Annotated in this window: 9 protein-coding genes; 7 read left to right on the top strand and 2 right to left on the bottom strand. The window is 53.3% G+C overall.

Annotated elements, in window-relative coordinates; all coding sequences use genetic code 11:
• Positions 1 to 291: 291 nt before the first annotated feature.
• Positions 292 to 2,136, top strand: a complete 1,845-nt coding sequence (locus SH287x_RS17215; protein ID WP_479518723.1) for a tetratricopeptide repeat protein — start codon at positions 292 to 294, stop codon at positions 2,134 to 2,136.
• Between the two features lie 75 nt (positions 2,137 to 2,211).
• On the opposite strand, the gene SH287x_RS17210 is transcribed toward SH287x_RS17215, so the two are convergent.
• Positions 2,212 to 2,595: a hypothetical protein gene (locus SH287x_RS17210; protein ID WP_479515618.1), complete on the bottom strand. Its 384-nt coding sequence runs from the start codon at positions 2,593 to 2,595 to the stop codon at positions 2,212 to 2,214.
• A 438-nt stretch (positions 2,596 to 3,033) separates the two neighbouring features.
• Between SH287x_RS17210 and SH287x_RS17205 the strand changes: the two genes are divergently transcribed.
• The 6 genes from SH287x_RS17205 to SH287x_RS17180 all read left to right on the top strand — a co-directional run bounded on the left by SH287x_RS17205 (position 3,034) and on the right by SH287x_RS17180 (position 11,646).
• A complete protein-coding gene (locus tag SH287x_RS17205) occupies positions 3,034 to 4,089 on the top strand; it encodes an SMP-30/gluconolactonase/LRE family protein (protein WP_479515617.1) in 1,056 nt (351 codons plus the stop codon).
• A complete protein-coding gene (locus tag SH287x_RS17200; protein ID WP_479515616.1) occupies positions 4,089 to 4,403 on the top strand; it encodes a hypothetical protein in 315 nt (104 codons plus the stop codon). The genes SH287x_RS17205 and SH287x_RS17200 overlap by 1 nt, the downstream gene beginning before the upstream one ends.
• Positions 4,404 to 4,429: 26 nt before the next feature.
• On the top strand, positions 4,430 to 5,926 hold the full coding sequence (locus SH287x_RS17195) for a Fic family protein (RefSeq protein ID WP_479515615.1): 1,497 nt from the start codon (positions 4,430 to 4,432) through the stop codon (positions 5,924 to 5,926).
• Positions 5,927 to 5,985: 59 nt separating this feature from the next.
• Complete coding sequence (locus SH287x_RS17190) at positions 5,986 to 7,125, top strand: glycosyltransferase (protein ID WP_479515614.1); 1,140 nt, start codon at positions 5,986 to 5,988, stop codon at positions 7,123 to 7,125.
• A 442-nt stretch (positions 7,126 to 7,567) separates the two neighbouring features.
• Positions 7,568 to 10,414 (top strand): PAS domain-containing hybrid sensor histidine kinase/response regulator, encoded by a 2,847-nt coding sequence (locus tag SH287x_RS17185; protein WP_479515613.1) that lies wholly within the window; start codon positions 7,568 to 7,570, stop codon positions 10,412 to 10,414.
• Positions 10,414 to 11,646 (top strand): HD domain-containing phosphohydrolase, encoded by a 1,233-nt coding sequence (locus SH287x_RS17180; protein ID WP_479515612.1) that lies wholly within the window; start codon positions 10,414 to 10,416, stop codon positions 11,644 to 11,646. The genes SH287x_RS17185 and SH287x_RS17180 overlap by 1 nt, the downstream gene beginning before the upstream one ends.
• 212 nt (positions 11,647 to 11,858) lie before the next feature.
• Here SH287x_RS17180 and SH287x_RS17175 read toward each other — a convergent pair whose 3' ends face one another.
• Positions 11,859 to 12,806 (bottom strand): ATP-binding protein, encoded by a 948-nt coding sequence (locus SH287x_RS17175; RefSeq protein WP_479515611.1) that lies wholly within the window; start codon positions 12,804 to 12,806, stop codon positions 11,859 to 11,861.
• Between the last annotated feature and the right edge of the window lie 105 nt (positions 12,807 to 12,911).

Raw genomic sequence — 12,911 nt, 5'->3', positions numbered from 1 at the left:
GTGCTGCCTTTCATCAAAAGCCACGCATTCCCCCTCATCCGGCCTTCGGCCACCTTCTCCCTCAGGGAGAAGGATTGGAATGCTTCCTGAGAGTCTGGAGAATCTGAATTAATGATGAACTCTCGTGTGTCTGTTGAGAGTTTGGCTCAGGCCAACTAGCGTCACTGTTAACGAATCGTTTGGTTCATTTCCTTCGCAAGCATGATTTTATCCCTCATTCCGTCTGGTTTTGGCTGGCCCATGGAACATGAGAAATCGCAGGACCTCCTGCCAAAGAACGCTCCTGTGAAAATGGAGCCGGCAAAAAGCGGCTTGCCTCAATCATGGCTGGGGGCTTTTTTTGTCAGCCTGCTCATCGTTGCAGGATTTGTGGCTTACTGGAACATCTATCACGTGGCCTTTGTTTTCGACGGCCACACTTTCATTCTGTATTACAAACCTGTGCATCAGTTGTGGCCCCCCGCTTACTTGTGGACAACCTCCCGGCCACTCCCCTTTGCAAGCTTTGCCCTGAATTATGCACTGACCAAAGACGCCATCTGGAGCTATCAACTGGTCAATGTTCTCATCCATGTGGGCAATGCCATTCTCATTTTATTGATTGTGAAATCGGTCATTCGCTGCAGTCCCCGCTCCAGCGAAACCTCTCGCCGTGATGGTTGGCTGATTGCGTTTTTCAGCAGTCTCCTCTGGCTGGTGCATCCGCTTCAAACTCAAGCCGTGACGTATACCTATCAGCGACAGGAATCCATGGCGACGTTTTTTTACCTGCTGAGCTTGTTTCTGCTGGTCTGGAGTATTTCCTCTTCCAGCTGGCGGCCCCGGCTGGCGTTATTTTTCGCGCTGTGCGGGGGAATGCTCTGTAAAGAGATCCTGGCGACAGCCCCCTTGATGCTTGTCTGGCTGGATCGTGCTTATTTTGCCACAAGCTTCAAGGAGTTGATTCAACGTCGCTGGCGACTCCATCTGATGTGCTGGTCGACGCTACTGGTGCTGGCGGCTGTTATGGTGGGCCATGGCGAAGGATATACCAAAGCCGGTATTGGCAAAGCCAGCCAGGGCGCATGGTGGCAATATCTGCTGACTCAACCCAGTGTGATTGGCCAGTACCTCAGGCTTTTGATCTGGCCATCCCATCAGGCGATTGATACCGACTGGCCCTGGCGGATGACATGGCAGGCGGCACTCCCCGAAGGAGTCCCTTTTGCTGCCATGCTAATAGGGATTGTCTTTTTCATGTTCCGCTATCCTCGCGTGGGGTTTCTCGCGGGGGGATGGTTGTTGGTGCTGGCTCCCACCTCCAGCATTGTGCCCATCGTCGATGTTTACTTTGAACACCGCATGTATCTGCCCAGTGCGTTTCTGAGCATCCTCTTTGTGGCGGGATTCTGGGGGATCATCCGTAATCTTCCGGTTAGCTGGACGACCAGTCCCGCCTCCAATCGAATTCTCCAGAAGGCTGGTGTTGTCACACTGAGCCTTATCGCACTGGCCCTGATGCTCACGACCATTTCCCGTAATACGGCTTATGCCACCAGCGAGTCGATCTGGAAGGACACCGTCGAGAAGTATCCGCTGGCGTTTCGTCCGCGGAAAAACCTGGTACTTTTCCTGTTGGCACAGGACAAAAAAGAAGAAGCCGCTAAACAGTCAGCGATTTTGCTCAAGCAATATCCCGAACGGGCTGGCTCTTACGAGAGCTTTGGCATGGCACTCCTGGCTTTGGGTGAGAACCGGGATGCGGCGGCCATGTTTCATCAGGCGCTGCAGATTGAACCTCGAAATGTGGAATACCTGACGTCACTGGGTGAAGCCCTCATTCCGATCAATCCCGAAGAAGCCATTGCCTATCTCAAAGATTGTGAAAGTGCTGCGCCTGATCGGTTTGATATCCCCTTCAAGATTGGCAAAGCCTATTGGCACGGCATGAAAGATCCCGTGCAGGCGGAACACTATCTCCAGCGGGCACTGGCTGTGCCCGGCCCCAAGAACAGCACTCGGGAACTGCTGGCCGATGTCTATGTGCAGACAGGCCGCGTACCGGAAGCCATCGCTTTGTATGACCTGATTTTGAGAGAAGATCCTTCACGCAGGCACGTGATTAACAAGCGAAGCCATGCCATGAGCCTTCAGTGAAAGAGAGACTTAACAGACAGCACGCTGTGAAAGCTCATTGTGACAGCACGCTGAGACGTTATCCGGGAAGAACGGTCAGCCCAAACCGTTTTCTGGCACGGCCGGGTTCTGTTCCAGAAACTCGGGAAGGGGATATTGGTTGATTGGCATGGGCGGAAGTGTGCGAAGTTCCTGAAGCCGGTTGTACCCTCGCGTGACCAGTTGTTCCATACGCTGGCGCTCCACGGGATCGAAGTTCTCTTTCGAGAACGGCCCTTCCATTGAGATGGGGGGAAACTGGTCGTGCAGGATGAACTGTGCGAGAAACGGATGACAGCGAAGATGTCGCTCGGGTGCTGTCAATAGCTCGCGCACGGGGACTTCACCGATGACGAATCGGAGATACAGATCGCTTTCGCTCAGATCTTCGACCTCGTCACCGCAGACTTCGCAGAGATATCCCTGATCACATTTGGCCATTGATGTTATCCATGCTCAATTGGGGTAACTGCAAACGTATCGTTCACCCGATGCCGTTCAGCCCGCTTTTTCTTACTGACTTCAGAAAGATCATAATCATTCTCTCGACAGAGGGAGACCTGCTGAAAAAAAAGGACTGCCAGCAGGCGTTGTCGACAAAGACAAGAGGCATGGAGATCTCTCTCGACGGTTCAACAGGCTGTTGATGACGCTGAACAGGGACTGTAACCTGACACGTCGAACGAATGAAATGCTCTGCTTCTCACTGAACCGGATGTATTGAAGCCGACTGTTTCGGAGAACTTGCCCTCCTTCCATCAGCGAACTTCACTTTGGCAATCGCCTTGCTGAACGAATTCAGGCAGACTCTGGCCTGAGTTCTGGCTCTTTTCTTGTCTCTCCGTTTCTTGTCTCACTTTTTATAGAAAGGTTCTAACGATGAACTTGCGGCTTTCGCTCAACCGCTGGTCTCTCATGGTTTCATCACTTGTTTTCGTGCTGATGGCTGGCATTGCGCCAGTGGCCCATGCGCAGAACACAACCAACTTCCCCACCCTTGGGGAGGTGATTCGTGTCTCCCCTGAACTTGATGATGTGCTGGCGACCGACGCGAAAATTGAAGTCGTCTCGGGTGGTTTTGAATGGACAGAAGGCCCCGTCTGGAACCGCAAGGGGAACTTTCTGCTCTTTTCCGACATTCCTCGCAACAGCGTGATGAAGTGGGAATTGGGGAAAGGATCTTCTCTGTTCCTCAAGCCCTCGGGCTTCACGGGCATTGCCGGCTATGGCAACGAACCCGGCTGCAATGGATTGATCTTTGATGGCAAAGGCCAACTGGTTTCTGCCGAACATGGCGACCGCCGGCTTTCTGTTCTGACCCATCAGGGTGGCAAGCGAACTCTTGTCGATAATTACGAAGGAAAGCGGCTCAACAGCCCCAATGATGTTGTCATGAAGTCAACTGGTGAATACTACTTCACCGATCCTCCTTATGGCCTTCCGAAAGGGCCGCAAGACCCTGTCCGTGAACTCGATTTCTGCGGTGTTTACAAGCTGGCTTTGCAAGCCGATGGCCGCCATCAGCTCACACTGCTGACCAAAGAAATGACTCGCCCCAATGGGATTGCGTTCTCGCCTGATGAAAAATTTCTTTATGTCGCGCAATCTGACCCTAAAGCCGCCATCATCAAGAAGTTCCCTGTAAAGGAAGATGGTACGATCGGTGAGGGAAGTATTCTGGTTGATGTCACCAGTATGGTGGGGAAGCACAAGGGCTTGCCAGATGGCTTGAAGGTTGATGCCAAAGGGCGGCTCTGGGCCACCGGGCCGGGCGGTGTCCATGTCTATTCACCGGAAGGAAAGCTTCTGGGGCGGATTGACACCAAGGAAGCCACCTCCAACGTGGCTTGGGGTGATGATGGCTCGATGCTGTACATTACCGCTGATATGTATCTTTGTCGGATTCCAACGAAGACCAAGGGAGCAGGCTGGTAATGGCCATTCGCGTGATTGCTGTCGACCGTACCGATGTCCCTTCCTGTGTCATGCCGGATCGCTTTCGGCATGACGTGACCTACTTTGCCTCTCCTGCGGGGACGGGAACTGCTCCGGCGCAATTGGCGTCGAAGGAATACTGGATCAGCGAGGCCGATGCGAAGGTTTCGCTGGATGACGGTGTACTCACGATTGTCTCGCCGCTGGATAGCAGCAGCCGGACGGAATTAGAGATCACCGAAGACCAGGAACGCTGGCTCGAATGGCTGATCAAACACCAGATCCAGCACATCCGGCTGGAAACAGGTGGTTAAAGGCATCTCGCCTGGAGAGCAAATCGATGTCGTCGGAACCTCATTCCCGCCAGTGGTCACCCATTGAAGATCTGCCGGCCGACTGGCGTCAATCGCTGGTCAACAAGGCGGTTCAGGCGGGGATGCAGGCATGGATTGATCGGGCAGAAGAACTCAGACAGAGCGATGCTTACAAGGAGTTCACGGAAAGGCTGCATCGCCGCTGGTCGATTGAAACCGGAATCATCGAAGATGCTTACACCGTTTCGAGATCAGCGACAGAAACGTTGATTCAGCATGGCCTCGATGCGGCTCTGGTTTCGCACGAAGACGTGGGAAACGAAGAGCCTATCGAGGTGCTGCGGAAGATTGAAGATCATCAACGGGCGATCCAGGGTCTCTATTCCTTTGTCGCTGACCAACGCCCGCTGGGGGTGAGTTTCATTCGCGAACTTCATCAGGTGTTGATGGCTCACCAGCAGACTTATCTTGCGGTGGATCAGTTCGGAAATCGTGGCCCCAGGCAACTGAAACTGGGTGACTGGAAGACGTGGCCCAATCATGTCGATCTTCCCGGCAGTGGACGGTTCGAGTATTGCCCGCCCGAACAGGTCGCGTCGGAAATGGATCAACTGGTTGAGTGGCACCGCCAACACCTGGAAGCTGGCGTCCCCCCCGATATTGAAGCCGCGTGGTTGCATCATCGCTTCACATTGATCCATCCCTTTGAAGATGGCAATGGCCGGGTGGCGCGAACACTCGCGACGATGGTCTTGCTCAAAGGCCGTTGGCTGCCGATGGTGATTGATCGAAAGGAAAAGCCGCAATACATCGCCGCCATCCGCAATGCCGACAAAGGGGATCTTCAGCCACTGGTCAAGCTGCTTGGCAAGCAACAGCTTAAAGAGTTGCGAACGGCGGTCAGCCAGTCGTCGATTCTTATCGAGTCCAGTACTGCGATCTCAGATCGTATGGTCTCGATCGCCAAACGCCTGCGTGAGAAGTCACTGGAGTCCGGAAAGCCTTCCGATCTGGGCGTGACTCTCGCCAATCAACTCTGGTGGACGACGCGCACCCGGCTGGAGCATGTGGTCGATGAACTTGACACGGTTTTTTCAGGCGTGAGCAGTTATCAAGCACGCAGTCATGCGGCGGCTCATGACTCGGCAGCAGCTGCCACCTACGCCGAACAGGAAGTGACGGTCTCCCATGATCTGGGCTACCGTGCCAACTGGCAGGCTTATTCCTCATGGTGCTCACTGGAGATTTTTTCCAAGGAACACTTTGAAGTGATCTTTCACTTTCATGTCATTGGACGTTCGCAGGTCGGACTATTTGCCTGCCTTCCCTGGCTTCATCGACGTGAAGGAGGGGATGTTCGGGGTTTGAATACCGTTCCGTCATGGTCAAATCCCCATCCACTCGCAGAATCTCCTTTTGAATTTGCCGAATCAGAGAACACAAGCGATGTGATTGATCGTTTCACTCCGTGGCTTGAGGCTCGCATCTCTGAGGCGTTGGCGATTTGGGAGCGTGATCTCTAACGCATTGAACTCACGTTTTTTATGTTCTGTTTCCACGGTGTTCTCCCAAGGATTTTCGCTTGCTACTGTTTCTCCTCTCATTGACGAGCTTACTGCTGGCTGCCGGGCCGGCGGTGTTGTTTTTAGTGAATTGGAGGCGGTATCTCGTCCCGGCGGTTCCTGTAGGTGAGTTGCCGCCCGTCTCGATTCTGATTCCTGCCCGCAATGAAGCACGATCGATCGCACGAGCGTTAGACGGAGCGCTGTCGACAACCGGAATCGAGTTTGAAGTCATTGTTCTTGATGACGCTTCAACCGACGCCACGGCTGACATCGTCCGGGAATTCAGCCAGAAGGATGCCCGCGTGCGGCTGGAGTCGGCACCACCATTGCCACCTGGCTGGTGCGGCAAGCAGCATGCCTGCTGGGTTCTTTCCCAGTTAGCCCGTTACGATCACTTTCTGTTCATCGACGCTGATGTAACTCTTTCTCCCACCGGTGCAACCCGTGCCGTGGGGTTCCAGCAGTCAACGAAGGCCGATCTGGTCAGCGGTGTGCCGCAGCAACAATTTTCCGGATTTCTCGACCGGTTGTTGATCCCGCTGATTCATTTTGTGCTGCTGGGTTTTCTTCCCATGGGCCGCATGCGATCAACGACCGATCCCGGCGTGGGAGCCGCCTGCGGGCAGTTCGTCCTCTCCACCCGTCACGGCTATCAAGTGACTGGCGGCCATCAGTCGATTGCTCAATCACTGCACGATGGTCTCGATCTTCCCCGGTTGTATCGCCGTCAGGGATTAATGACCGATTTGTTCGATGCCACCTCGACGGCGGTTTGCCGCATGTACCATTCCGAATTGGAAACGTGGAAGGGACTGGAAAAGAACGCGACGGCGGGCCTTGGCTCACCCGTTCTTATTTTGCCCGCCACGATCATCCTGGGGATGGGGCAGGTCTTGCCGCTGGTGTGGCTTGCCTGGGCTTTTGGATTCTTCGGAATGGTTGCAGGAGGTTGCGTCTGGACAACTCTCGTCGCGACGATGGCCGTGCTTTGCTCATGGATTCCAAGAACATTGGCCCTGATCACCTACCGGCAAAGCCTTCTGGGTTGGATCTTGCATCCGGTCAGTGTGCTCCTCTTTCTGCTGATCCAGTGGTCAGCCCTGATCAAAAAACTCTGCGGCATTCCCGCGGTCTGGAAAGCTCGCAATTACAGTTAAAACACGATTACGTTTCATAACGCCTTTCGATGTCACAAGTTGAAAATGTCAACTCGATCCACGCCTTAATACGGATGCGTTACGTCGGAACGTCACGCATCCCACCGGGATGACCTCTGGTTTTTCGCAGCCATGGGGCGATGAGATCCGGTTTTTGGCACTGGTGGGCATGACAGAACCGGTTTGCAAATCGATGGCAATGAAAGCCAAAGTCCATACTCGCGTACCCTGATGTACAGGCGGCTTAATCGCTACACCCCTTAAGGTCTGAGGGTGTGCGTGGCCTTTTGGCAACAATCTGATGATACAAGCTGGTTCAAAGCAATGAGGTAAATAACTCAACCTAAGGTCACCATGTCCAATGTCCTTTGAACAATGGTGATCTATGCCCGCCAGCCCCTGTTGTGAATCTGTGTGCCCTTTGCAGGCAACTGCAGATCCTGTGCTTCCTTTCAACCGGCATGAAAATGCGTCGACATTCTTCGCCAATTTATTCGATACCAGCGATTTTCCTGCGCGCTGGTACTGCGGAACCTGGAATGCCGAACTGGGTTGGCTGCACATCATTTCGGACTTCGCGATTTTCGGTGCCTACACCGCAATTCCATTAACAATTGCCTATTTCATTCTTCGCCGGAAGGATGTCCCTTTTCCCGCCATCTTATGGTTGTTCGTCGCCTTCATTATGGCTTGCGGCATCGGACACCTGATCGAGTGCTTTATCTTCTGGTTTCCTGTCTATCGACTTTCGGGGTTGGTCAAAGGATTGACCGCTGCGGTCTCCTGGTTCACTGTTTTCGCATTGATCAGGATCATTCCTAAAGTCCTAGAGCTACCGGGTATTGCGGCTCTCAATGAACAATTAAAGCGAGAGATCGAAGAGCGAAAAAAGGCACAGGCGGAAATTGCCAAGCTCTCTCTCGTGGCGAGTAAAAGTCCTCATGGAATTTCCATTACCAATGCCCAGGGGGAAATTGAATGGGTCAATGATGGCTTCACAACCCTCACGGGTTACACGCCGGAAGAGGTGATCGGAAAGAAACCCGGCTCGTTGCTCCAGGGGGCTAATACGAATCAGGAAACTGTTCGTCAGATCAGCGTCTCACTGGCTCGTAAAGAACGTATCACAGCCGAGATTGTTAACTATGCCAAGTCTGGCCGTGAATACTGGATCAACCTGGAGATTGAACCTGTCTTCGATGATGAAGGCCAGTTCGTGCAATTCTTTGGGACACAAGTCGATATTACCGAACGTAAGCAGGTTGACCAGGCTTTACGCCGTAGCAATGCTCGATTTGAAGCTCTCCTGAAATCCGATCTGTTGGGGATTGTGGTAGCAAATACTGGGGGTGAGATTGTCAGTGCCAATGAGGAATTTCTGCGGATTGCCGGATATGCGCGGAGTGATCTGGATGCCGGTGACATCAATTGGCTCTCGATGACCTCTCCTGAATTTCTCGACGCCAGCCAGGAGGCTCGGGCTGAACTGATGGCGGACGGCAGTGCGCAGCCGTGGCGTAGTGAATTCCAACAGAAAAATGGGAGCAAGGTGTCGGTCTTGATCGGGGCGACCGCGTTGCCTAAAGATCCCGGACTGTGCCTGGGCTTCGTGCTGGATATGACCGAGCAGCAGGCCATTGAGCGGAAGCTGGAAGACGCCAGGCGCCACGCCGAGTATGCCAACGAAGCCAAGAGCAGTTTCCTGGCCAATATGAGTCATGAAATCCGCACGCCATTAAATGCCATTATCGGCTTTACCGAGCTTCTGGCCTCGGATCAGATTCATGATGCCGAGAAACGCGAGCACTACAGCACGATTCTCAACAGCAGTCAGCATTTATTGACGCTGATCAATGATATTCTCGACTTGTCGAAGGTGGAAGCCGGACGCATGGAGTTCGATCTTTCCTGGTGTTCTCCGCAAAATACGGTTTGTGAAGTCGCTTCGGTTCTGCGTGTGCGTGCTCATGAAAAACGGCTTCAATTAGAATGCTGTTGGGAAGGCCCGATTCCCGAACAGATCTGCACCGATCCTCATCGCCTGCGGCAACTCCTGATGAATCTGGTGGGGAACGCCATCAAGTTCACAGAAACCGGATTGATCCGAATTCGCACACTGGTGACTCGAATCAACGACGAAGACGGGGTGATTCAGGTCGAAGTGCAGGACTCAGGCATTGGCATTGCCCCAGAGAACATCGAACGGATCTTCGCTCCATTTACTCAGGCGGATGCCAGTATCACTCGGAACTTTGGCGGAACTGGACTTGGCCTGGCCATCAGTCAACGGATTGTGGAAGGCTTGGGAGGAACGATTGAGGTTCAAAGCCAATTTGGCCGCGGCAGTGTGTTTACCATCAAGTTTCCCTGCAAAATATCACCCAACAATGCTGCTGTCCGTCTCACCAGCGAAGCCATTCGCATCTCTCAACCGGAGAAAACACGAGACCAGACAAGCAGCAATCAGGCTGATCTTCAGGGGAGACGAATTCTTGTTGTTGATGACGGAGTCACCAATCGCAAGCTCATCAGTCTGATGTTGCGTAAGGCTGGAGCCACCATCGATAACGCTGAGAATGGTCTACAAGCGCTGGAATCAGTGGCACAGAACCACTTCGATCTGATTGTGATGGACATGCAGATGCCCGTGATGGATGGTTATACCGCCACAACAAAACTGCGTTCCAGTGGTTGTCAGACACCGATCATTGCCTTAACGGCCCATGCGATGCGTGGCGATCGCGAGAAGTGTCTCAACGCGGGCTGTACCGATTTCCTTTCCAAACCCGTTGACCGTGATGCCCTTTGCCGATTAGTCGCCAAACTGGTCATGACGGAAACGAGCGAAATGCCTCTCAACGTATCCAATAGCGTATCAAATACAGGTTCGTTGACTCCTCTGAACGAGATCTCGCCTCCCCTAGAGGAAATCGCCGTTGAGGGAGAAACGCCGTCACGATTTATCGACGAAATCTATCTTTCGACGCTCCCCATCGATGAAGAGTACAGGGAGATCATCCAGGAGTTTCTGGACAGCTTGCCCGAAAGATTTCGTGAGGTCATGAACGCCTTCCAACAGGAAGATTTTGCCTCGATCAGTGCCTTGGCCCACAGCCTCAAAGGATCGGCAGCCATGGCTGGATATGAAGTCTTTGCCGATGTGGCTTCACAATTGGAAGTCGCCGCCAAGCAGCAGGCTCACCGTGAAATTGGCCCGCTCGTCACCGAGATGAAATTGATCGCCGCACGGCTCGAAATTGCTCCCCATACCGCTGTAGGAGCTTCCTGATGACTATCAACAAACATCAAGAAATGACTGAAGTTCTCGATATGATCGCACAACAGCAATTACAGGTGGAATCTCATCCTGAGGCTCCGACGCTCATGTTTTCCGCAGAGTCTCCGACAGCGAAAGTGCTGATTGTCGACGACGAGGTTCTCTCGGCCAAAATCATTCGCAAGCAATTGCGTGATTCGGGCTATCTGAATGTGGATTATGTGTCCCAAGCCACTCAAGCGGTGCAGCTTCTCCGGCAGAACACTTTTGACGTGGTGCTGTTGGATGTCCAGATGCCTGGCTGTTCCGGCTTTGAGTTACTGGGCATTCTCCGTAACCAGATTGACATGCCCTGGACACCCGTGGTCATGCTGACGGCCGATACCGATCAGGAGACTAGGATTCGGGCACTGCAATTGGGAGCGACGGATTTTCTCAATAAGCCCGTCAATATCCATGAACTCTTGTTGCGTGTCCGGAACATGCTGCTGGTCAAAGAGAATTATGATCGGCAACGAACCTATGCCGCTGATCTGGAACGCGAAGTCCGTCAGCGCACACGTCAATTAGAAATCGCCCAGCAGCAAATTGTCCATGCCCTCGGGCGTGCGGCAGAGTTCCGCGATGATGATACCGGCCATCACGTCTATCGTGTCGGACGCTATACCCGCATTATTGCAGCCCGTCTGGGAATGGACGAGCAACGTCTCGACCTGCTGGAACAGGCCGCCCAGCTGCATGATGTCGGCAAGATCGGTGTCCCTGACGAAATTCTCTTAAAGCAGGGGAAGCTGCTTCCAGATGAATATGACTACATGCGACGACATGCCCAGTTTGGCAAGCAGATTATTGAGCCGCTCTCACCTCGGGAAGTCCACAAATTCCGTCATCATCCGCAGATTGGCTCTGAGATCCTCAACTTTAGTGAGTCGCCACTTTTAGGATTAGCCGCCAAAGTGGCTCTGACTCACCACGAACGATGGGATGGTGCAGGTTATCCCCTGGGACTGGCCGGTACTGATATTCCGCTGGAGGGACGAATCACGGCTGTGGCCGACGTTTTTGATGCCCTGAGCAGCAAACGCCCCTACAAGCCAGCCCTGCCCATTTCCAAATGTTTCGAGATTCTTCGTGAAGAATCGGGCAAACATTTTGACCCTGATGTGGTCAACGCCTTCTTCGATGCCAAGGACGAAATCCTGGCGATCCAGATGCAATATATTGATGAGCTACCGGTCTCATAAATACGCTGCCGATAGTTCGTCTCGCAAGTAGTAGGGTGGGGTTAAGGCTTTGCGCAACCCACCTTCGCTTTACTTGAAAGATCGTTCTGTGTGCCATGCCTTGCAGTAACTCTGAGCAAACACGTTTTGCGATCTTCAACGCGCCATTTCAAGTTGCGATTCGTCTAAGTGGCATAAAGGGAGTGGTGCCAATTCTGCTGACAGAGTCTTTCTCACGTCATACTTGACTGTTGGCGAGTGGCTTTCTTGCTGAGGCGAAGTTCGCTGCCGGTCGGCCCGTGTTCGACCGTATCAAAGAAGCTGCGAATCAGAAGCAGACCGCGCCCCGAGGGTCGTTCGAGATTATCCACTGACGTGGGGTCGGGCAGCTTTCGGGGATCGTAGCCGGGGCCTTCGTCGCGAACAACAAATTCTGCCCCTTCGCGCGACAACCGCATGAGAAACTGGACGTGCCGCTCACGAAAGGGAGCCTGATGACGCCGGGCTTCGGCTAGCTCGAAATAGGTTTTCGTCGCCCCGGCATCACGTAGCGCCGAACTGACTTCCAGATTCCCGTGAAAGATGGCGTTATCAATTGCTTCGTGCAAGCCAATGACCATGCGGGTGACGTCAGCCATTTCAAACAGACCGCTGGTCTGCAATTCATCCTCAACACCGGCTAAAACGGCGGGCGTGATCGAAGGATCGTTTTCTAGCTCATAATGAAATTCGGCCCGTACGAGAGCTTTACGAATGCGTTTCTGAGCCGTAATTCGCTGAAGCAAACCATAAGTGTTTTTGAGCGTCTGAGGCAGATCCTGCTCCAGCAGCCGCTTGCGAATATAGCTGACCGCCCCTGTTTCCAGAGCCTGTAATGCGCAGATCTCCTCGTTTCGGGAAAGCGACAAGACAATGGGAACATGCCGCTGATGCTGGTGTAACCACTTAATAAACGACATGGCATGGACATCACAGGCGGTGTCGGGCATGTCGGTGACGACAAGTTCCGGAGGCGACTTTTGACAAGCGGCAATGGCCTCTGCGGGAGTGGTTGTGGTCTCTACGGTGAAGCCTTGCTCCGTGAGGAGTTTAGCCATCCGACCGGCTTCTAAGGCATTGTGTTCGAGCAACACGACTCGTTGCATGCTGGTTCGTCCCTGAATCGCTCTGAATTTGGACATCAAAAGTCGCACTGCCGACCATGGTAACACGATTTCCGGCTGAGCATGAGGCCAGTGCGTGACGACAACCCTGCGGCGCGACAGAGGCGACCATAAGCCACGCTC

This window comes from Planctopirus sp. SH287, assembly GCF_056500625.1.
This window is presented reverse-complemented; position numbering and strand designations above follow the sequence as displayed.